Source organism: Actinoalloteichus sp. GBA129-24, from assembly GCF_001941645.1.
Classification (GTDB): Bacteria; Actinomycetota; Actinomycetes; order Mycobacteriales; family Pseudonocardiaceae; genus Actinoalloteichus_A; species Actinoalloteichus_A fjordicus.
This window is the reverse complement of sequence record NZ_CP016077.1, coordinates 1,649,583-1,669,812: the sequence shown is the minus strand read 5'-3', so window position 1 is coordinate 1,669,812 and position 20,230 is coordinate 1,649,583. Positions and strand designations below refer to the sequence as shown.

18 protein-coding genes are annotated in these 20,230 nt (G+C 70.0%); 8 read left to right on the top strand and 10 right to left on the bottom strand.

Annotation, left to right across the window (positions count from 1 at the left end):
• Positions 1–24 precede the first annotated feature (24 nt).
• The 9 genes from UA75_RS07650 to UA75_RS07615 all read right to left on the bottom strand — a co-directional run bounded on the left by UA75_RS07650 (position 25) and on the right by UA75_RS07615 (position 8,592).
• A complete protein-coding gene (locus UA75_RS07650; RefSeq protein WP_075743528.1) occupies positions 25–627 on the bottom strand; it encodes a DJ-1/PfpI family protein in 603 nt (200 codons plus the stop codon).
• Positions 628–900: 273 nt separating this feature from the next.
• Positions 901–1,365 carry a hypothetical protein gene (locus tag UA75_RS07645; protein ID WP_075739657.1) on the bottom strand — a complete coding sequence of 155 codons (465 nt, stop codon included), beginning with the start codon at positions 1,363–1,365 and terminating at the stop codon, positions 901–903.
• Positions 1,366–1,417: 52 nt separating this feature from the next.
• Entirely contained in the window at positions 1,418–3,046 is a 1,629-nt protein-coding gene (locus tag UA75_RS07640) for a thiamine pyrophosphate-binding protein (protein WP_232251174.1), read from the bottom strand.
• A gap of 14 nt (positions 3,047–3,060) precedes the next feature.
• Positions 3,061–3,888, bottom strand: coding sequence for a type 1 glutamine amidotransferase domain-containing protein (locus UA75_RS07635; protein ID WP_075739656.1), 828 nt, complete (start codon positions 3,886–3,888; stop codon positions 3,061–3,063).
• Positions 3,889–4,519: 631 nt separating this feature from the next.
• Positions 4,520–5,215 (bottom strand): EthD family reductase, encoded by a 696-nt coding sequence (locus UA75_RS07630; protein ID WP_075739655.1) that lies wholly within the window; start codon positions 5,213–5,215, stop codon positions 4,520–4,522.
• Positions 5,212–5,538 carry a muconolactone Delta-isomerase family protein gene (locus UA75_RS07625; protein ID WP_075739654.1) on the bottom strand — a complete coding sequence of 109 codons (327 nt, stop codon included), beginning with the start codon at positions 5,536–5,538 and terminating at the stop codon, positions 5,212–5,214. The genes UA75_RS07630 and UA75_RS07625 overlap by 4 nt, the downstream gene beginning before the upstream one ends.
• A 148-nt stretch (positions 5,539–5,686) precedes the next feature.
• Complete coding sequence (locus tag UA75_RS07620) at positions 5,687–6,751, bottom strand: ankyrin repeat domain-containing protein (protein ID WP_157434052.1); 1,065 nt, start codon at positions 6,749–6,751, stop codon at positions 5,687–5,689.
• Positions 6,748–7,206, bottom strand: coding sequence for a nuclear transport factor 2 family protein (locus tag UA75_RS32640; protein ID WP_157434051.1), 459 nt, complete (start codon positions 7,204–7,206; stop codon positions 6,748–6,750). Before UA75_RS32640 ends, UA75_RS07620 begins: the two co-directional genes overlap by 4 nt.
• A 459-nt stretch (positions 7,207–7,665) precedes the next feature.
• A complete protein-coding gene (locus tag UA75_RS07615; protein WP_075739653.1) occupies positions 7,666–8,592 on the bottom strand; it encodes a LysR family transcriptional regulator in 927 nt (308 codons plus the stop codon).
• Positions 8,593–8,710: 118 nt separating this feature from the next.
• On the opposite strand from UA75_RS07615, the gene UA75_RS07610 reads away from it, so the two are divergent.
• From UA75_RS07610 to UA75_RS07590, 5 genes are all read left to right on the top strand, one after another.
• Positions 8,711–9,583: an SDR family NAD(P)-dependent oxidoreductase gene (locus UA75_RS07610; RefSeq protein ID WP_075739652.1), complete on the top strand. Its 873-nt coding sequence runs from the start codon at positions 8,711–8,713 to the stop codon at positions 9,581–9,583.
• 70 nt (positions 9,584–9,653) lie between these two features.
• Positions 9,654–11,132: an MFS transporter gene (locus UA75_RS07605; RefSeq protein WP_083683007.1), complete on the top strand. Its 1,479-nt coding sequence runs from the start codon at positions 9,654–9,656 to the stop codon at positions 11,130–11,132.
• 242 nt (positions 11,133–11,374) lie between these two features.
• Positions 11,375–11,860, top strand: coding sequence for a nuclear transport factor 2 family protein (locus UA75_RS07600; RefSeq protein WP_075739651.1), 486 nt, complete (start codon positions 11,375–11,377; stop codon positions 11,858–11,860).
• A 32-nt stretch (positions 11,861–11,892) separates the two neighbouring features.
• Positions 11,893–12,906 carry an aldo/keto reductase gene (locus tag UA75_RS07595; protein WP_075739650.1) on the top strand — a complete coding sequence of 338 codons (1,014 nt, stop codon included), beginning with the start codon at positions 11,893–11,895 and terminating at the stop codon, positions 12,904–12,906.
• A gap of 319 nt (positions 12,907–13,225) precedes the next feature.
• Positions 13,226–14,119 carry an ankyrin repeat domain-containing protein gene (locus UA75_RS07590; RefSeq protein ID WP_075739649.1) on the top strand — a complete coding sequence of 298 codons (894 nt, stop codon included), beginning with the start codon at positions 13,226–13,228 and terminating at the stop codon, positions 14,117–14,119.
• Between the two features lie 105 nt (positions 14,120–14,224).
• Here UA75_RS07590 and UA75_RS07585 read toward each other — a convergent pair whose 3' ends face one another.
• The gene (locus UA75_RS07585; RefSeq protein ID WP_198044237.1) at positions 14,225–14,701 is read right to left on the bottom strand and encodes a nuclear transport factor 2 family protein; all 477 of its coding nucleotides are present in this window, start codon (positions 14,699–14,701) and stop codon (positions 14,225–14,227) included.
• A gap of 376 nt (positions 14,702–15,077) precedes the next feature.
• Here UA75_RS07585 and UA75_RS07580 point away from each other — a divergent pair, with 376 nt between their 5' ends.
• From UA75_RS07580 to UA75_RS07570, 3 genes are read left to right on the top strand one after another with little or no spacing between them, the layout of a single operon-like run.
• Positions 15,078–17,060: a maltotransferase domain-containing protein gene (locus tag UA75_RS07580; RefSeq protein WP_075743525.1), complete on the top strand. Its 1,983-nt coding sequence runs from the start codon at positions 15,078–15,080 to the stop codon at positions 17,058–17,060.
• The gene (gene treS, locus UA75_RS07575) at positions 17,057–18,799 is read left to right on the top strand and encodes a maltose alpha-D-glucosyltransferase (protein ID WP_075739647.1); all 1,743 of its coding nucleotides are present in this window, start codon (positions 17,057–17,059) and stop codon (positions 18,797–18,799) included. The genes UA75_RS07580 and treS overlap by 4 nt, the downstream gene beginning before the upstream one ends.
• Complete coding sequence (locus UA75_RS07570) at positions 18,796–20,229, top strand: maltokinase N-terminal cap-like domain-containing protein (protein ID WP_075739646.1); 1,434 nt, start codon at positions 18,796–18,798, stop codon at positions 20,227–20,229. The genes treS and UA75_RS07570 overlap by 4 nt, the downstream gene beginning before the upstream one ends.
• The last annotated feature ends 1 nt before the right edge of the window (position 20,230 follow it).

The following is a 20,230-nucleotide window of genomic DNA, read 5'->3' as shown; positions in this document are numbered from 1 at the left end:
AGGGGACGGTCGTCCCGTCGAGCCTCAGCGCTGCTGGCCTGCGAGCATCTCGATGATCGTCCTGGCCAGCAGGTGGCATTGGTCGACGGTCCGCGAGGTGACCAGGTCTCGATCGACGACCACGTCCTGACCCGAGTAGACGGCGCCCATGTTCCTGACGTCGCCGACGAGGTTGTTGTGGCAGGTGACCGAGCGACCGCGCACCAGGTCGGGTGCGGTCGAGAGCAGCAGCAGGCCGTGGCAGGAGAAGCCCTTGATCAGGTTGGGCAGTCGGAAGGCCCGGCGCATGACCTCGACGGCGGGCGCGGCCTGGTCGACGTTCTCGGTGTAGCGCAGCCGGTCGGCGACCATGCCCGAGGGCACGATCAGCGCGGACAACGACGACAGGGCGTCGTAGTCGAGCTGTTCCAGGTCGCCGTCGACCTCGATCGGCGCGCGCTGCTCGTGGCCGGTGAAGGTCAGGGAGCTGTTGCCCCACAGCCTGGTCAGCAGGCTGACCTCGGCGCCCTCCTCGGCGAAGCGCATCCGGTAGTAGGCGATCTCGTTCTCGACGTAGTCGCTCTCCATCAGGAGTCCGATGCGCCTGCCTGCGAGCCTGCCGGGTACGAACGGCGTCTGTACGTCCATGGTGCCTCGATCCGTTCTCGCGACGCGCCGTCGGGCGGCGCCGCGTCTGGTGGTGTGGGTGTCGCCCTGCTGGGCCTGCGGCGATTCGGGCCTGCCTCGATGCCGGGCAGACAGTGACTCGGGGCAGGCGGCGGCCGGGGTTCGGATGTGGCGGGCGGCAGGCATCGGTCCCCGCGATGCCTGCCGCCCGTCCGCCCACCGGGCCGGCCCGGTGGGGGGCCCGACGTGCCTGACGTCGGGCCCTTCGGCCGGGAGGGCCTGCGCGGTGCGACGTCAGTCGTCTGCCCGCAGCGAGGCCGATCCCGGCATGGGGGTGAAGTCGCGCACGGTGTAGGTGCGGATTCGTGGCATTCCGTCCTGGAGCACCACCGACCAGTGCTCCAGGGAGTCGAAGCCGAGCCAGGTGCTCGACGCCTTCGGCGACCGCCAGACCCTGGACTGCCAGTTGACCCGGATCGACACCTCGGCGTGCAGGGGCGAGGTGAGCTGGACGCCGATGTCGGCGATCTCGTGCACCTCGTCGAAGTAGGTGCTCAGGATCTCGTCCTCGTACCAGCTTCGGACGTCGTCGTGGCTGCGGAGGGTGTGCTGCGGGAAGTGCAGCACCAGGCCCGCGCCCGTCAGCAGTCTCAGCAGGTTGTCGACGTGGTCGTGGCGATCGCGCGCCTCGAACCAGTCGTGCACCAGTCGTCGGACCGCAGTGTCGGTGAGCACCGTGTCGACGCTTGCCACCGTCATGGTCGGTCGACCTCCGTTCTCGTCAGCGATGCGAACTCAGGCGTGCTCGACGTCATTCGATGACCAGATCCACCAGGAACGGGCCGTCGTGCGCGAGCATGGCCTCGATCGCACCGTCCACTTCGTACAGTCGCGTGACCCGTCTGCCGGGGACGCCGAGGGCGCCTGCCAGCTCGGTGAAGCCGATGTCCGGCGAGGACAGGTCGAAGGCATCCGGGTACTGGTGCCGGGGAATGTCCAGCTCGGACCAGTACTGATCGATGTTCTGATCCAGGAGTCGGTAGCGCCGGTTGTTGCAGATGACGAACTTGGCGCCGATCCCGTAGCGGGCGGCGGTCCACAACGCCTGGATGGTGTACATGCTTCCGCCGTCACCGGTGAAGGCGACGACCGGCAGCTCCGGCCTGGCCAGCTTGATGCCCAGCGCGCCGGGGATGCCGACGCCGAGGGAGCCGCCCCTGGTCTGGAAGAACCGGCCGGGATGCCTCGGCGGCAGATGCCGGGCCAGCGGCGGCGAGGCGGTCAGCGCCTCGTCGAACAGGACCAGATCCTCCGGGGCGCGCTCCCCCAGCCGCCGGACGAAGCGCTCCAGCACCGAGTCGTCGATGTCGGAGCTCGGGGGCTCGGCGACGGCAGGGACGGCGGTCACCGTGCCCGCCGGGGCGGGCACCGCGGGGAGCCGCCGCTGGAGTTCCTTGGCGATGGCGCCGAGGGTGAGCTTGGGGTCGGCGACGATGCCCAGGTCGACGGGGAAGTTCTTCGCGATCTCGTAGGAGTCGAGGTCGATGTGGACGAGCTGCGCACCCGGCTTGAACGGGCTCGCCAGGCTCGGGAAGACCTCGGGGAAGACGTAGGTGCCCACGATCAGCACCGAGTCCGCCTCCTGGACCACCCGCGCGCTCGCCGCGCCGAACATGTGCCCGAGTCCGCCGCCGTAGAGCGGATGCGTGGTGTCGAAGTTGACCTCGGAGGAGTTGACGCCCCAGACCTCGGCGCCCAGCGCCTCGGCCACCGAGGTCAGCTCCCGCTGCGCACCGCTGAGGGCGACCCCGTCGCCCATCAGGATCAGTCGGCGCGGGCCTGCGAGCAGCCGCGTGGCCGCGGCGGCCACCAGGGAGGGCTCGGGAAGCACTCGAGTGGACGGGATCGAGCTCGGCACCACCGGTTCGGCGGTCAGCTCGTCGAGGACGTCGGCGGGCAGCCCGACGAACACCGGGCCCCTCGGCGGCGTCATGGCGATCTTCACCGCCCGACGGAGCACCCGCAGCACCGACCCCGGGTCGACGACGCGGGTGGCGAACTTCGTCACCGGCTCCGCCATCGCCACCAGGTCGACCGCCATCTGGGCGTCCATCGCGTCGTAACGGATGCCCGCGTCCCCGGCGATCACGACGAGCGGAGATCCGCCGCGCAGCGCCTGGTAGAGCATCCCGATCCCGTTCCCGAGCCCGACCCCGGTGTGGAGCTGGACCAGGGCCGGTCGCTGCGTGGCCCGCGCATAGCCGTCGGCCATGCCGACCGCGACGCTCTCCTGCAGGGCGAGGATGTAGTCGAGATCGAATTCTCGACCGGCGTCCAACAGCCCCTGTTCCACGGTGCCCGGATTGCCGAACATGTATTTCATTCCGTCGGCCGCGAACTGCTCGAAGACAGCGACCTTTCCTGGTCTGCTTTCCATCATTTCCTCCTTGTCGATTACCAGCCGTGGCGGCGCAGGCCGTTTTCCAGAACCTGCACGAGCAGATCACCCGAGGGCACCGAGTCGGGGGTCGACCGGGCGGTGACGAACGGGTAGTCGACGACGACCGAGGTCTCCTGGCCGACGTTTCCGTGGAATCGACCGCCGGGGCCGGTCGCATCCCGCAGGATGTACTCCAGCGGGTACGGGGGCGGGCCCATGTTGAAGTCGACCCCGAAGAAGCCGGTGCCGTCCTTGTAGTCGTACTCCTTGGGGTGACCGGTCACGTGCCTGCCCGCGATGATGCTCTGCCGCGTCTCGAGATCCCTGGCGAAGGCCAGCACCGCGACGCCGTAGCACTCGGCGAGGATCGGCTTGTCCACGCCGACGAAGCCCAGGACCAGCTCGTGCAGGCGCTCGTTGTTCGCGAGGTCGACGATAGGACCGCTGCCGCCGACGATGACCAGGGCGTCGAAGCTGGTGACCAGGTCGGCCACGGCCGAGGCGTTCCTGCGGTTGTACTCCTCCAGGTCCCGCAGGTGGTTGATGGCGCTGTAGTACGGCCGCTCGGGGAGCAGGTCGGCGAGGCTGAGCGGGTTGTCCAACCGGGGCGACTCGTCGAGCTCGCGGACTCGACGCGCCATGTCGGACGTGGTGACCGACCGGCCGAGCGGCGGATCGATGTAGTCGGGGTCGACGCTCGGCGGGAGGGCGTGGGGACGCTGACCCGTCGGCGTGAGGAAGGTGGTGCGATAACCCGCCGCGTCGAATGCCTCGACCGGTCCGACCAACTCCTCTCCCCAGTATCCGTACTCGGAGAGCACGACCAACATGCGCTTGGTCATGGTTGTCCTTTCGTCACGGTGTGAAACAAGGAATGTCCCGACCTGAGTCGGTGCCCGGCGGCCGCTGCTCCCATGAGTAATTCCGTGATTTCTCGGGAGGTCGACCCGGCTGCGTCGTCGGGGACAACCAGAATTAAACGCGGTGACGTAACCACCGGCAAGGGAATCGCATTTCGCGGCGACGATAGAACGGACTTGACCAGATGGTCTCGACGGCATCCCGCCCTCGGTGACCGAGGTGGAACCGACTTCTGGTGCAGGCTGCCGGTTCCGCAGGCGACGGCCCGAGCCCGGACCTCCCCGGCCGAGCAAGTCGTGGGGCGCCTGACGGCACGACGAAGACCGGCTGTCGATCCGCCGGGAGGCAGCGGATCGACAGCCGGTCTGGGGGGTGGCGTGGTCGCCGGACGAGACCGGTTGTCGAGTCGACGAGGCGTCGGCCGCAGCCGGACCCGCTCCTGTCAGCCGCAGAGCAACAGGTGGGCGGATGAACTCGGGGACGGCCCACGCCGACCGTCGCCGAGAGATGCGTGCGGGCGAACCCGCAGGCTGATGCACCCGCGGGCCGAGCCCGCAGAATTCACACAGCCGAGCCCGCCACCGGGTGACCCGGACCGAGCTCGCGACAGCGTCACCCGGCCTGCGGCCCGATGATCCAGTTCTCCCGCACGGCGAGGGTGTGCACGTAACGGGGCTCGGTGAAGGTGTGCAGGTCGGCCATCGCGCGGCGGTACTCCTCGGTCGCCGTGGCCCGGCGCAGCTCCTCCGCGTCGTCGAACCAGAGCTGATAGGCGCAGTCCAGCACCGCCTCGCCGACGCCGTAGGCGCCGTCGCGGGTGAAGTTCTGGTAGTAACGTCGCAGTCCGGGGATCTTGGCGACCAACGACGCGTGCGCGTCCCGGCTGTACTGGCGGAACTCCTCCAGCGGCATTCCCTCCTTCCGCTTGACCAGGATGAACTGCTTGGTCCCCGGCCGATCGGCCCGCTGCTCGTCGCCGGGGATCACCACGTGGGCGTCGGTGTCGAGCACCAGGCTCCGCCAGAAGGCGGCCCAGCGAGGCTCGTCGAGCCGCGCGCCGTTGAGGAACTCCGGGGTCTGGAGGGAGGCGAGCTGCTCCTCCTCGTTCTCCAGCCAGATCTCGGCGACGCCGCTCCACAGCGGATCGGACTGCTCGCCGGGCACCGTGACCCTCGTGTCGACGCTGTACTGCTTGACCTGCGGGATCTTGCTCGCGTAGCGGACCGCGTGCTCCTCGACCCAGTAGCGGTGGAACTCCTCCTCGGTCATGCCGGGACGGGGGTAGGCGAAGATCAGCTGGTGGATCACGGGGTCTTCTCCTGTCCGACGGGGCGGTAGCGGTTCTCGACGTCTCCGGCGAAGCTCACGTAGTCGCGCAACGGCCAGATGGCCTCGAACTCCAGGTACTCGCGCATCGGTAGCTGGAACACCGAGCGGTCCAGATCGTCGGCCGACTCGGCGTCGACGACCGCCAGGACGCGCTTCTGGCCCGCGACCTTCCAGATTCCGACGCAGTAGCCGGAGTCCACGGTCTCCTGGGCGTGCCGGGTCTCCTCCTCTTCGATCTCCCACAGTTCGTCGAGGCTGATCCGCCCCTCGTGATTCCAGCGCATCTGGCAGAAGAACAGCATGGGTGGCTCCTTCCTGGTTGGTGCATGTGTTCTCGGATTCGGGCCGGTCGACGGCGTTGCGAGCGGCAGGCCCGCTGGTCTCGGTCAGCGCGATGTCGACAGGAGGCGCCCCGAGGAGCAGGCCGTCCGTCGCGGGCTCGGCGAGCCCTCAGCCCCGAGAGGTCGCCGTTGACGGCCGGGCGGCCGCGCGGATCGTCCTGGCGAGGTCGTGGTCCGGGCCGAAGACCTCTGCGGCCAGCTCGTACGGGGTCTTGCCGTCATGGCCGAGCAGGTCGAGCCGGGCACCGGCGTCGAGCACGATGCGGGCACAGTCCTCGAAGCCGTGCCACAGCGCGTCGTGCAGCGGGGTGTAGCCGTTGGTGGAGCCCTGGAAGTCGATGTCGACGCCGGGGGTCTCGACCAGGATGCGGGTGATCTCGGCATGTCCGTTGTAGACGGCCTTGTGCACGGGGACCGCGCCGAAGGTCGGCTCGACGGCGTTCACGTCGGCACCCGCCGCCAACAGGAGGCGGACGATCTCGGTGTGTCCGTCGCGGGCGGCGACCAGCAGCGGGGTGTGCACGTCGTTGAAGCCGTTGAGCACGGGATGCCGGGCGTCGACCTCGGCGCCTGCGGCCAGCAGCCTGCGGACCTCGTCGACGTCGCCCGCGACGACCGCGGCCATCAGCGGTTGGTCGGCGACGGCCCGCTGGTCGGCGTCGAGCCGCCTGCGCAGCAGGGCGTCGGCGGCGACCAGCTTCTCCCGGCCCACCGGGTTGACGTTCATCGCGTACTGGAAGTGGTCGCGCATCGAGAAGCCGTAATGCGTGGCGATGTCGGTCCCGGCACCACGATCCAGCAGGTAGCCGACGATGTCCGGCCACTTGTACCAGAACGCGTCCAGCAGCGGCGTGTGTCCGGTGGTGATGCAGACGGCGTCGATGAAGGCGCCCGCCTCCACCAGCATTCGGACCGTCGCCAGGTCGCCGCGTTGCACCGCCTTGTGCAGCGCGGTGCCGCCCGCCCCGGTGTCGGTGGTGTAGACGTCGGCGCCCGCTCCGATCAGCACCCCGACGGTCTCGGCGTCGCCGTTGCCCGCCGCGATCATCAGCGCGGTCAGCCCCGAGGCGTCCCGAGTGCCGGGGTTCGCGCCGTCGCGGAGCAGGTCGCGAACCTCTTCGGTGCCGCGCCTGCGGACGGCGTTGAGCAGCAGGGTGTCCAGGGTGGGAGTCATGCCGAGACCTCGCGTTCCAGGACCGGCCCACGCAGCGCGCGCAGGATCTCCGACGGGTCGGTGTAGGACTTCCAGTAGACGATCTTGCCGTCCTGCACGGTGAGCCACTGGACGAATTCGATCTCGAACTTCAGGCCGGTCTCCCGAACCGTCGATATCTCGCGAATCACCCCGGCCGCAGAATTGCGGTCGACGGCGATGCGGATGAGCTCCGCATAATCGACGGCCACCACCCGGCCGAATTCCTCAAAGGATCGGCGTACGGCGTCCCGGCCGAGATGAGTGCCGATCCAGGGCATGTCGGTGTTGTATCCCGGCACCGGCGTGTAGTTGACGAACTCGATGTCGTCGGCGGCCAGCTCCAGGGCCGCGTCGATGTCACCGCTGCTCAGCGCATTGAACCAACGGAGCGCGACCTCGGCGGTCGTCGCACCGTCGGCGGTGTTGTTCGGCACGTCGAATTCTCCCTCGCTGTTCGAATTCCGTCCTGCACAAGACACGTCGGCCCGCCGTCGCCGAGGGACGACGAGCGAGCGGGCCGTCTCACGACGTCAGTACGAGTAAACTGTCGAATCGAAAGCGCCAGCTAACTGGCTTGAACTGCCCGATCCACCGGCAACGGCGCTCGATTAGGATTCAACAGCGATCGACGGGACAGGACAAGCATTTCGCGGCGCGCGACGACTACTGCTTGAAGTCGACGACGTCGGAGACCGCGAAGGAAGTCGTGGCCGGGCGGGCCGGGAGTCGCCGGGTGCGGCTCGATCGGTCGTCGGCGGGGCGAGGGCGAGGGCGCGGTCGGTCAGCCCGGCAGGCCGGGGCGGCGACCGACGCCCGGGCGCCGCAGGCCGCGTCGCCCTCGGACCGGTCGAAGGCTCGCAGCAGGCAGACGTGCGCTCACCAGGCGGCCGCCGTCACGCCGACTCCGCGCCGCCGACGGGCCCGTCGTCCGTCGCCGAACCGACCAGCAGCCGGACCACCTCGACGAAGCCCGCCACCAGCGGACTCATCGGCCCCGGCGTGGTGCCGAGGCCGATCCGCAGCGGCGGCACGTCTCGGATCGGCCGCCACACCAGGTCGGGTCGGGCGTAGTAGGCGGCCATCGACTCCGAGCCGATGGAGATGGCGGCCTCGGCGGCGACGTGCTCCAGCATCTCCTCGACGTTGTCGTTCTCCGGCCCCCACAGCGGTTCGGTGCCGTCCGGACGCGGATTGACGGCCCACCAGTCCACCCAAGGCCGAGGCGCGCGTCTGGTCCAGCCGAGCGGTTCGGGGTTCAGGTCGAGGATCGAGACGTCGGGCTGCGCGGCCAGTCGATGGTCTCGGGCCAGGGCGACCATCCGCCGCTCCTCCGCGATGACCTCGACGCGCAGCCCCGTCGTGTCGGCGGGCAGCCACAGGAAGGCGACGTCGACCAGCCCGTCTCGCAACGCGGCCACCTCGCCGCCCCAGTCGAACCGTTTGGGCTCGACGGTGACCTCGGGATGCCTGCCTGCGAACAGGGTCCTGGCCCTGGTGGTCAGCGGCCCGGCACCGGTGGCGACGAAGCCGATCCGCAGCACCTGGGAGGCGGCCGCGGCCACCGTCCTGGCGGCCCGCTGCGCGGTCTGCCAGTCGGTGATGAGTCGGCGGGCGGCGGGCAGCAGTTCCTCCCCCGCCGGCGTGAGGCGCACCTCGCGGCTCGTGCGTTCGAGCAACGGCGTGCGCAGTTCCGTCTCCAGCTGCCTGATCTGCCTGCTCAGCGCCGGTTGCGAGATGAAGAGCTGTTCGGCGGCCCTGGTGAAGTTGAGGTGCTCGGCCACCGCCACGAAATACCGCAGGACGCGAGTGTCGACGTCCATGTCCACCTTCCCCTCGGTGATCTATGTCCAAAGGTTATGGCCACGAGTCTTGGACGCCGCCGGGGGCGGCGCGGTCTCCTGGATCACGCAGAGCAACGGGTCTAGTCCTGGAGGACCAATGACCGCCAACGCCATATCTCGACCGGGCGAGCCTCGCCCGTCTCGGGTGTGGTTCATCACCGGCGCGGCGTCCGGCTTCGGCCTGGCGCTGGCCGAGGCCGCCGTGGCCGCCGGTGACTTCGTCGTGGCGACCGCCCGTCGCCCCGAGTCCCTCGCGGGTCTCGTCGCCGGGGCCGCCGAGCGGGTCACGGCGCTGCCGCTGGACGTCACCGATCCCGAGCAGGTGGACGACGCCGTCAGTGCCGCGCTCGCCCGGTTCGGCCGGATCGACGTCCTGGTGAACAACGCGGGTTTCGGCCACGTCGGCGCCGCCGAGGAGACCACCGACGCGGAGCTGCGCGACCTGTTGGACGTGCACCTGCACGGCCCGGCCGCGCTCGTGCGCGCCGTCCTGCCCTCGATGCGCATCGCAGGCGGTGGCGCGATCGTGCAGATGTCGAGCTTCGTCGGACAGCTCGGCTACTCCGGATTCTCGGCCTACTGTGCCGCGAAGTTCGCCCTGGAGGGCTACTCCGAGGCGCTCGCGGCCGAGGTCGCGCCCTTCGGCATCCGAGTGCTCATCGTCGAGCCGGGTGCCTTCCGCACCGCCTTCGCGGGCGCCGCCCTGCGCGAGAGCCGCCCGCTGCCCGCCTACACCGACATCACCGGTCCGGCGCGCACCCTGCTCAAGAACTTCCACGGCGCCCAACCGGGTGATCCGGTGAAGGCGGCCGCCGTGATCCGCACCGCGCTCGACGCCGAGCGCCCGCCGCTGCGGCTGGCCCTCGGCGGCGATGCCGTCGACCTCCTCGCGCCGCGCCATCGTCGGCTCCTCGCCGAACTCGACGAGTGGGGCCCGCTGGCCAGGACGACCGCGATAGACGCCGCGTGAGCACCCCTTCCACACCGATCCGAGCAGCAGCGCACCGCGCGCCGGATCGCCCGAGTCTTCAGGAGTCATCATGACCGTCTCCATCGATCCCGATCGTCGCGCCGGGCCAGAGCCGGAACCCGGTGCCGACGCCACGCCGATCTCCGACCGCCGTCGGTGGCTCGCCGTCGTCGTGCTCGCCGCCGCCCTCGCCCTGGACTCGGGCGGCGTCGCCGTGGTCAACGCGGCGCTGCCCGCCATCGGCGCGGATCTGTCCATCACCGACACGACTCTCCAGTGGATGATGACGTCGTATGCGCTGACCTTCGCGGGCTTCCTGCTGTTCGGCGGCCGAGCGGCCGACGTGCTCGGCAGGCGGTACGTGTTCGCACTCGGCGTCGCGATCTTCTGCATCGCCGCCGTCGGAGCGGCGCTCGCCCCGAACGCGGAACTGCTCATGGTGGCCCGAGGCCTCCAGGGCATCGGAGCCGCGCTGTCAGGACCCGCCTCGTTGGCGCTGGTCACCCAGCTCTTCCCCGCCGGGCCGGAGCGCTACAAGGCGCTCGCCGTCTACACCTCCGTCGGCGCGTCGAGCTTCAGCGCGGGCGTCGTCATCGGCGGCGTGCTGACCGACGTCTTCAACTGGCGCTCGGTGTTCGTCTTCAACCTGCTGATCGGCGTCGCGGTCCTCGCCGCGGTGCGGTCGGTGCTGCCGAAGGGCACCCGGCGGCGGCTCTCCCTCGACGTGCCCGGTGCGGCGGCCGTGACGCTCGGCCTGCTGTTCGCCGTCTTCGGTCTGACCAGGGCGAGCGAGGAGGGTTGGGACGGGCTCACCCTCGGCGCACTCGCGGCCGCTGCGGTGATGCTGGTCGGCTTCGTGATCTGGGAACGGCGGATCGCCCAGCCGCTGCTGCCGATGGACCTGCTGCGCGTGCCCGCGGTGCGGGCCGCGACGGTGACCGCCGTCGTGTTCTTCACCGCCGTCCTCGGCGTGCTGTTCTTCGCCCCGCTCTATCTCCAGGGCCTGCTCGGCTACACGCCGATGCAGTCCGGTCTGGCGATCCTGCCGATGGGCATCCTGGTGATCATCTCCACCAACATCTCCGGCCGGTTGATGGTCCGGGTCGGCCAACGGAACCTGATGATCACCGGCCTGCTGCTGTTGGCCGTCGGCATGGTCCTGTGGGCACGCACGCCGCTGGACGGCGGCTACTGGCTCGACGTGTTCCCGGCGGTCGCCGTGATGAGCATCGGCCAGGGCACCGCCTTCGCCGCCCTGACGGCGGGTTCGCTGACCGGCGTGCCCCAGCACCAGCACGGCGTCGCGGGCGGCTTCAACGTCACCGCCCAGCAACTCGGCGGCAGCATCGGCGTCGCGTTGCTGGTCACCGCCGCCTCCGTGCTGAGTCCCGGCACCGATCCCGAATCCGTGCTCGGCGGCTACCACGTCGGCTATCTGGTCGCCATGGGCCTGCTGGTGTTCGGCGCCGTGCTGGTCGCCGTCCTGCTTCGCGGTGAGCGCTCCGGCTCCCGCGCCACCCGATCGGGAGAGGAGACCACCACGAACTGACTACTCACCCCCCGGTGGGGAGGCCGGGACCACTCCCGCGCCCCCGGCTTCCCCGCCTGCTCGGCCCGGCGTACCCCAGGCGCCGCCGCCGGCCCCGTCGCCCGGAGACCGCCCCCAGGGTCTCCGGGCCCCAGGGCGTGTTCCCGGCGACGACGAACGGGCCGACGCAACCGACCGAACCGACCAGCCCGCAGGACGCCCCGACTCCGCGACAGCCCCGCCGACCCGCCACAGGAGACATCATGCGAACGAGACACCGGATCGCGCTCGTCGCGACAATCCTGCTCACCCTGTCGGCCTGCTCCGCCACGGATCAGACCGCCGAGACGCCCCCCGACCGAGCGGACTCGGCCGGCGCCTCCGCCGGGGCCGACGGCCCGCCGCCCACGGCGGAGGAACGCGCCGAAGCCGAGGAGGTGGCCGTGCGATTCCTCGACGCCGCGAACGCCGGTGACGAGGAGGCCGTGGCCGAGGTCTTCGCCGAGGACGCCCGATTCGACAGCGTGGGGCGGATCTACCCCTCGCGTGCCGACATCATGGACAGGTTCCTGGTCCCCGAGGTGCTCGACGTCGGCGGCAGCTACGAGGTCGTCGAGACCCGCTGGGAGGGCGATCGGCACGTCGTCCACTACGACTTCGAGACCGGCCGAGGCGGCCGGGAGTCCTTCACCTACGCCTATCTCGTCCGCGACGGCCTGATCCAGGACGTCGTCGGCCGTTACCTCTGATCGACATCTCTGATCGACGACAGGAGAGTTCAGTGACACAGCAGCGCAGACTGGGCACCGACGGGCCCGCCGTGTCCCCCATCGGATACGGGGCCATGGTCCTGCTGGACGGCATGTACGGGACCAACGACGACGCGAACTCCGCGAAGGTGCTCGCGCACGTGCTGGACCAGGACGGGCCGGTGCTCCTCGACACCGCCGACGCCTACGGGGCGAACGGCGAGAACGAACAGGTCCTCGGGCTGGCCCTGGCGGGCAGGCGGGACCGGGCCGTCGTCGGCACCAAGTGGGGGATCGTCTACGAGCCCTCCGCCACCGCGAACAAGGTCACGGCCACTTACGCCAACTCCATCACGGTGGACGCCCGGCCCGAGCGGGCGGGCGCGGCGATCGACGCCAGCCTGCGCAGGCTCGGCATCGACGCCGTCGATCTCTGGTACCTGCACTTCCCGGACCCCGGCGTGCCGGTGGTGGAGACCGTGGCCGCGATGGCGGAGCAGGTCACGGCGGGCAAGGCCGCGCATCTGGGGCTGTGCAACGTGACCGGCGAGCAGCTCAGGGCCGCCCACGCCGTGCACCCGATCGCCGCCGTGCAGGTCGAGTGGTCGCTGTGGACCCGCGACGTCGAGGCCGATCTGATCCCGGTGGCACGGGAACTGGGCGTCGGCATCGTGCCGTGGGGCCCGCTGGGCACCGGCTTCCTCGCGGGCAGCGCGGACACCATCGGCGCGGGCGACTTCCGCAACAACGCGCCGAGGTTCGCCCAGGACAACCTCACGGCGAACCGCGACCGGTTCGCGCCGTTGGCGGCCTTCGCCGAGCGCAAGGGGATCAGCCGGGCGCAGCTCGCGCTGGCCTGGCTGCTCGCCCAGGGCGAGGACGTCGTCCCGATCCCCGGCACGACCAAGCCCCACCACATCGACGACAACCTGGGCGCCGCGCACGTCAGCCTGAGTGCGGCCGAGCTGGCCGAGCTGGACGGGCTGGCGCCGAAGGGGCTCGCATCGGGCCCCTCCCTGCTGGACTTCGAGTCCGCAGCGCACTGAGGAATCGGCGGACGCGGGGCGAGGGCTTCCCTCGCCCCGCGTCCGTCTGCTCGCCCCCCGGGTTCCGATCGAATGATCGCCCGAGCACCGGCCGGGACACGCTCCGCCGCGGCGACGTCTCCCGTCGCGTCGAGCCGACGACACCCGCGAGTCGCCGAGTCGGCAGGTGCGCATTCTCTTTTCTGAGCTGATTCTCGCAGTACACGCAGTCGCCTCGAATCAGTGGTCTCACGCTTCTCCGGCTGCCATTCTTGATGAGGAGGAATCGCGATATCTGCGCATTCGAGCGCATCGTCGAGATCAGTTGAGAGGACCGTGAATGGACACTCGTCGAGTACGCGAGATCGTCACCGACTGGTATTCGGCCATCGGGGCGGGCGACACCGATCGAATCATGGCGGGACTGTCGCCGTCGATCGTTCTGGAACTGCCGCTGGATCAGTGGAACGCGGTGGTGCCCTATCTGGGCGTCCACGTCGGACGGCAGGAGGTCGCCGAGGCCTTCCGCATTCGGGCCGAGACCACGGAGGTGCTCGACTACGGCCTGCGCGGTCTGTTCGTCGACGGCGACACCGCCTGCGCCGTGGTGTACACCAAGGCCCGCCACACCAGGACCAAGGTGCTGTTCGAGATCGAGGACATGCACCGGCTCGTGGTCAACGACGCCGGGCTGATCAGCAGTTGGAAGGTCTACTTCGATGCCAACGGCGAGGTCGCGGCATTCAACGCCGACCGGGAGGCCCGGCTCGTCCAGGCCGTGCGGGACCGCGATGTGGCCCTCGTCGGCGAGCTGTTGCGGTTCGGGGGCGACACCGGCATCCGAGACGACCGAGGCCTGTCGCCCTTGATGATCGCGGCGGGTCAGGGCGATCTGACGGTCGTCCGCGCGCTGCTGGCGGGCGGTGCCGACGTGCTGGCCACCGACCCGGTCGGCCAGACGGCGCTGCATCGCGCCGCCGAGCACGGCGACGCCGACGTGGTCCGCGAGCTGCTGCGGTCCGGGGCGGTGCTCGACGCGGTCGTGGCCACCACCGGGCAGACGCCGCTGCACATCGCCGTCCGACACGGCAACCCCGACGCGGGCCAGGCTCTGCTCCGCCAGGGCGCCCGGCCGGGCCAGACCGACCACCTCGGACGTACGCCGCAGGATCTGGCCCTGGAGCTGCTCGGACCGGACAACGCGCTGACCAGAGACATGGTCGTCGCCCGCTGAGGTCGCGCTGTCACTGAGGTCGCGCCCGTCGGGCAGGCGGTCTGGGCCGTCGTCCAGGGCGGCGGCAGGCCCCGGCCGCGCCGCCCTCGGCCCGGTACAGCGGTGTCAGGCGTACTGGAGGTCGGCCACCGCGATCCGGTCGCTCTCGAAGGTGAAGCGGTACCGCGCCTGCCAGCCGTCGGAGCCAGCGGGCGCCCAGTGCACCAGGAGCTCCTGGCCGTCGGAGGTGGGCGTGACCTCCAGAACCGCGAGGCTGCCGCCGATCACCTCCCGGTCCGCCCAGGCCCGGATGGCGTCGTGACCGGCGATGCGCCGAGTCACGTCGATCACCTCGCCGTCCGGGTCGAAGGCGTCGACGAGCCCGTCCAGGTCGCCCTCGGCCACCGCCGTGACATACGCGGCGGCGGGCGCGGCCACGTCGGCCGCGGCGCCGTCATCGGGGGATTCACTAGCGTCACCCGGCCCCGACTCCGCTGAGCCGCCTCGGTCGGGCGCGGCGTCGGTGGCGCCCGTGCAGCCCGCGAGCGTTCCCGCCGCGAGCAGCAGGGTCAGGGGCAGGGTCCACATCGGTCGTCCGGTCATCGCGGCCTCCGGCTGCTCGGTCGTCCTCGACTGCGCGCGCCACGACGGGCCCGTCGATCGCGGCAGGTGATCGGCCCAGGCTTGCATCGGCGATCCGCTGCGGTCCAAGACCTGTTGCCATGCGCGCGAGGCATCGCCGAGCCGCCCGCGCGGGCGAATCACACCGTCGCCGTCTCGCTCGATCCCGAGTCGCCTCGGCGCTCGGCGTCGCCCGATCCGAGCTGGGCGACCTACCAGATCGACGGTGCGGAGAAACCGCCGACAAGCCGCCGACCGCTTCGTCAAGTCGGCTTAATGGAAACCGACTATTGGCCTGTTCAGACCGTATCAGGTCACCATTGAAGAACAGTACATCGGCCGCAAGGAAAGGATGGTCGTGAGCGGAAGAATTGTCGTAGAAGACGTGTCACCGGCGATCGACGAAGGCCGTCATCCGAGTAAGGGAGTGGTCGGCGAACACATTCCGGTGCACGCGACGGTGTGGCGCGAAGGGCACGACGCCGCCGCCGCGACCATCGTCTGGGGCCGCCAGGGCGATCGGCTGTCCCGCCGCACGCGCATGCGGCTGGCCAACGCGGGCGAGGACCGCTGGAGCGGGACCGTCGTCCCCGACGAGCCGGGCCGGTGGAGCTTCCGGGTGGAGGGCTGGTCTGATCCGTGGTCGACCTGGCGCGCGGGGATCGAGGCGAAGCTGGCCGCCGGGCAGTCCGCCGAGGAACTGGCCAATGACCTGGAGATCGGCGCGCGGCTGGTGGATCGAGCGGCTCGGCGGCCGGACAGCGCGGCGGATCGCGTGGTCCTGCGGGCCGCGGCGATCCGGCTGCGACAGAGCGGGGCCTCGCCCGAGGAGCGGATCGCGCTCGCGCTGTCGGATGCGGTGGTGCGGGTGATGACGGAACAGCCCGTGCGGGACCTGGTGACCTCGGGCCGCGTGCACCACATCTGGGTGGACCGACCGCGCGCGGCAGTGGGTTCCTGGTACGAGTTCTTCCCTCGGTCGACCGGCGGGCACGATGCCGAGGGCAGGCCCGTCCACGGGACCTGGCAGACCGCGACCACCGAACTCGACCGCATCGCGGCCATGGGCTTCGACGTCGTCTATCTGCCGCCGATCCACCCCATCGGCCACGTACACCGCAAAGGACGCAACAACACCCTCACCCCGGGACCCGACGACGTCGGATCGCCGTGGGCCATCGGATCACCCGACGGCGGACACGACGCCGTCCACCCGGACCTGGGGACCCTCGCGGACTTCGATCAGTTCGTGGCCCGCGCCACCGAATTGAACCTCGAGGTCGCCCTCGACCTCGCCCTCCAATGCGCCCCCGACCACCCCTGGGTCCGCGACCACCCCGAATGGTTCACCACCCGACCCGACGGCACCATCGCCTACGCCGAGAACCCACCCAAGAAATACCAGGACATCTACCCCCTCAACTTCGACAACGACCCCACCGGGCTATACCAGGAGATCCGTCGCGTCGTCATCCACTGGATCGACCACGGCATCCGCATCTTCCGGGTGGACAACCCCCACACCAAGCCGCCCGAGTTCTGGCACCGCCTCATCACCGACCTCAAGACCAGACACCCGGACGTCCTGTTCCTCTCCGAAGCCTTCACCAGACCCGCCCGCATGTACGGACTCTCCCGACTCGGCTTCACCCAGCACTACACCTACTTCACCTGGCGCACCACCAAACACGAACTCACCGAATTCGGCACCACCATGACCGCCCACGCCGACGAGGCGCGCCCCAACCTCTTCGTCAACACCCCCGACATCCTGCCTGCGGCCCTGCAGAGTGGTGAGCCCGCGATGTTCGCGCTGCGGGCCGCGCTGGCGGCGACGCTCGGCCCCAGCTGGGGCCTCTACGCAGGCTACGAGCTGTACGAGCACGAGCCGCTGCGGCCAGGCGCCGAGGAGTACCTGGACTCCGAGAAGTTCGAGCTCCGGCCACGCGACCATGCGGCGGCCGTCGAGCGGGGCCGCTCGCTAGAGCCGTGGCTGACAAGGCTCAACGAGATCCGACGGGCGCATCCGGCACTGGGCAGCCTGCGCACCCTGCATTTCCACGAGGTCGACAACGACGACCTGATCGCCTTCTCCAAGCGTGACCCGGCCAGTGGGGACACGGTCATCGTCGTGGTCAACCTCGATCCGACCGCAGCCCAGAAGGGCACGGTCCGGCTCGACCTCGCGGCGCTGGGTCTGGCTGCGGGCGCCGCCGAGGAGACCCGGTTCACCTGTCACGACGAGGTGAGCGGCGAGGTCTTCGACTGGGGCACGACCAACTTCGTCACGCTCGACCCGCCTCGCGGCGTCGCGCACATCCTGTCTGTGGGGGACCGATGAGCACCCGAGTGGCACCACGCATCATCACCGAGCCGAGCGCGGACGACTTCGCCTCGGCGCGAGTGCTGACGGTCGAGCCGGACTGGCACAAGCGGGCCGTGTTCTACGAGGTCCTGGTCCGGGCGTTCTCGGACTCCGACGGTGACGGCACCGGCGACCTGCGCGGTCTGGCCGACCGGCTCGACTACCTGGAATGGCTCGGGGTGGACTGCCTCTGGCTCCCCCCGTTCTACGCCTCACCGCTGCGCGACGGCGGCTACGACATCAGCGACTTCCGCGCGGTGCTCCCCGAATTCGGGACCGTGGAGGACTTCGTCCATCTCCTGGACGAGGCCCACCGCCGAGGGATCCGGGTGATCACCGACCTGGTCATGAACCACACCTCCGACCAGCATCCGTGGTTCCAGGAGTCCCGCCGCGATCCCGACGGGCCGTACGGGGACTTCTACGTGTGGAATGACGACGATCAGCGATACCCGGACGCGCGGGTCATCTTCGTCGACACCGAGGCCTCGAACTGGACCTACGACCCGGTCCGAGGCCAGTACTACTGGCACCGCTTCTTCCACCACCAGCCCGACCTCAACTACGACAACCCCGCCGTCGCCGAGGCGATGCTCGACGTGCTGCGGTTCTGGTTGGATCTGGGCATCGACGGATTCCGACTCGACGCGGTGCCGTATCTGTTCGAGCGGGACGGGACCAACGGCGAGAACCTGCCGGAGACGCACGACTTCCTCCGCCGCTGCCGCAAGGTCGTCGACGACGAATACCCGGGCCGGGTGTTACTGGCCGAGGCGAACCAGTGGCCCAGCGACGTCGTCGAGTACTTCGGCGACCCCGACGTGGGCGGGGACGAATGCCACATGGCCTTCCACTTCCCCCTCATGCCCCGCATCTTCATGGCCGTCCGCCGCGAGAGCCGCTTCCCCATCTCCGAGATCCTGGCGCAGACGCCCCCGATTCCCGAGGGAGCGCAATGGGGGATCTTCCTGCGCAATCATGACGAGCTGACCCTGGAGATGGTCAGCGACGAGGAACGCGACTACATGTACGCCGAGTACGCCACCGATCCTCGGATGAAGGCCAACATCGGCATCCGCCGCAGGCTGGCCCCGCTGCTCGACAACGACCGCAACCAGCTCGAGCTCTTCACCGCCATGCTCCTCTCCCTGCCCGGCTCCCCCGTCCTCTACTACGGCGACGAGATCGGCATGGGCGACAACATCTGGCTCGGCGACCGGGACGCGGTGCGCACGCCGATGCAGTGGGCGCCGGACCGCAATGCGGCCTTCTCCACCTCCGATCCGGCCCGGCTGTATCTGCCCACGATCGCCGACCCGGTGTACGGCTACCAGGCCGTCAACGTCGAGGCGCAGCAGAAGACGCCCTCCTCGCTGCTGCACTGGACGCGACACGTCATCGCGGTGCGCAAGGCGCATCCGGCGTTCGGCGTGGGTGACTTCACCGAGTTGAGCTGCTCGAATCCCACCGTGTTGGCGTATCGGCGTCGTGCGGTGGCCGCCGACGGCACCGAGGATCTGTTGGTGTGCGTCAACAACCTCTCCCGCTTCCCGCAGCCGGTGGAACTCGATCTGTCGGAGTACGCGGGGGCGCAGCCGATCGAGTTGACCGGCGGGGTGACGTTCCCGACGGTGGGTGAGCTGCCCTACATGCTCACGCTGCCGGGCCACGGTTTCTACTGGTTCGCCCTGCACCGGACGGAGGCGTCGCGATGAGCGAGACCACGAGTACGCCGTGGCCGCAGCACCTGGAGCAGGCGTTGGCGGGCTGGCTGCCCTGGCAGCGGTGGTTCGCGAGCAAGGGCACGCCGATCGAGCGGATCTCGGTGGCGAGCTGTGTGGAGCTGGTCGACGATCTCGACGAGGGCGGTCCGCGCGGTCTGCTGCTGGTCGCGGCCGTCCACTTCGTCGACGCCGAGGCGCCGGAGCTGTATCAGGTGCCGCTGGGCATCCGGCGGAGTCTGCCCGCCGAGCTGGAGTCCTCGGTGATCGCCGCGCTCGACGACGTCGTCGTCTATGACGCGCTGGACGACGCGAGTCTGTGCCGGGTGCTGCTGACGCTGATCGGTCGGGGCGCCGAGGTGGCGGGGGTGCGCTTCGTCGCCGAGCCGATCGCCGGGTTCAGCGCCGCGAACCGCAGCGGCCTGACCGCCCGGCGGATGACCTCGGAACAGTCCAACACCTCGGTGGTCTTCGCCGATCGCTACATCCTCAAGGTGTTCCGCAGGCTCGCCGAAGGCGTCAATCCCGATCTGGAGCTGCATCGGGCGCTGCGGCAGGTCCGGTCCTCACACCTCGCGACACTGCTCGGCTCGATCGAGGGCTCGATCGGGGGCAGGCCGGTGACCTATGCGATGTTGCAGACCTTCGCGGCGAACTCGGCGGAGGGCTGGTCGATGGCCACGGCCAGCGTGCGGGACCTGCTCGCCGTGCAGCCGTGCGCCCCGCCCGCCGCGGGCGGCGACTTCACCCCGGAGGCGTTCCGACTGGGCGCCGCTGTGGCCGAGGTGCACGCCGATCTGGCGACGGCGTTCGGCACCACCACCCTGCGCGGCGCCGAGCTGCGTGCGCTGAGCGAGGGCATGTCGACACGGCTGGCGGCGGCGTTGCCGCAGGTGCCCGCGCTGGCGCCCTATGCGGCCCTGCTGCGCCGCCGGTTCGCCGAGGTCGCCGACCTGCCCGGGGGCGTGCAGGTGCAGCGGGTGCACGGCGATCTGCATCTCGGGCAGGTGCTGCGGGCACCGACGCGCTGGCTGCTCATCGACTTCGAGGGCGAGCCGTCGGCGTCCATCGCGCAGCGGACGGAGACGCACTCTCCGCTGCGGGACGTCGCGGGCATGATGCGGTCCTTCGACTACGCCGCCCAGCATCACCTGCGGTCGGCGACCCCACAGCCGGGCACGTCGATCGAGGCGTTGCGCGATCGGGCCGCCGAGTGGGCCGCGCACAATCGCGCGGCGTTCTGTCGGGGCTACGCGGACGTCGCGGGCTTCGATCCGATCGATCAGCATGTGCTGCTCACCGCCTACGAGTTGGAGAAGGCCGTCTACGAGGCGGTGTACGAGACGCGGAGCAGGCCGGACTGGCTGGACATCCCGTTGCGGGCGGTCCGCGAGCTGACCGGGCTGATCGAGGCGCCGCGGTGAT

Excerpts from the sequence above, each read along its gene's own strand:
- UA75_RS07585 (WP_198044237.1), bottom strand. The coding sequence starts at position 14,701 with ATGACCGGACGACCGATGTGGACCCTGCCCCTGACCCTGCTGCTCGCG.
- UA75_RS07645 (WP_075739657.1), bottom strand. The coding sequence starts at position 1,365 with ATGACGGTGGCAAGCGTCGACACGGTGCTCACCGACACTGCGGTCCGA.
- UA75_RS07615 (WP_075739653.1), bottom strand. The coding sequence starts at position 8,592 with ATGGACGTCGACACTCGCGTCCTGCGGTATTTCGTGGCGGTGGCCGAG.
- UA75_RS07635 (WP_075739656.1), bottom strand. The coding sequence starts at position 3,888 with ATGACCAAGCGCATGTTGGTCGTGCTCTCCGAGTACGGATACTGGGGA.
- UA75_RS07600 (WP_075739651.1), top strand. The coding sequence starts at position 11,375 with ATGCGAACGAGACACCGGATCGCGCTCGTCGCGACAATCCTGCTCACC.
- UA75_RS07650 (WP_075743528.1), bottom strand. The coding sequence starts at position 627 with ATGGACGTACAGACGCCGTTCGTACCCGGCAGGCTCGCAGGCAGGCGC.
- UA75_RS07570 (WP_075739646.1), top strand. The coding sequence starts at position 18,796 with ATGAGCGAGACCACGAGTACGCCGTGGCCGCAGCACCTGGAGCAGGCG.
- UA75_RS07625 (WP_075739654.1), bottom strand. The coding sequence starts at position 5,538 with ATGCTGTTCTTCTGCCAGATGCGCTGGAATCACGAGGGGCGGATCAGC.
- UA75_RS07640 (WP_232251174.1), bottom strand. The coding sequence starts at position 3,046 with ATGATGGAAAGCAGACCAGGAAAGGTCGCTGTCTTCGAGCAGTTCGCG.
- UA75_RS07610 (WP_075739652.1), top strand. The coding sequence starts at position 8,711 with ATGACCGCCAACGCCATATCTCGACCGGGCGAGCCTCGCCCGTCTCGG.
- UA75_RS07605 (WP_083683007.1), top strand. The coding sequence starts at position 9,654 with ATGACCGTCTCCATCGATCCCGATCGTCGCGCCGGGCCAGAGCCGGAA.
- treS (WP_075739647.1), top strand. The coding sequence starts at position 17,057 with ATGAGCACCCGAGTGGCACCACGCATCATCACCGAGCCGAGCGCGGAC.
- UA75_RS07590 (WP_075739649.1), top strand. The coding sequence starts at position 13,226 with ATGGACACTCGTCGAGTACGCGAGATCGTCACCGACTGGTATTCGGCC.
- UA75_RS07620 (WP_157434052.1), bottom strand. The coding sequence starts at position 6,751 with ATGACTCCCACCCTGGACACCCTGCTGCTCAACGCCGTCCGCAGGCGC.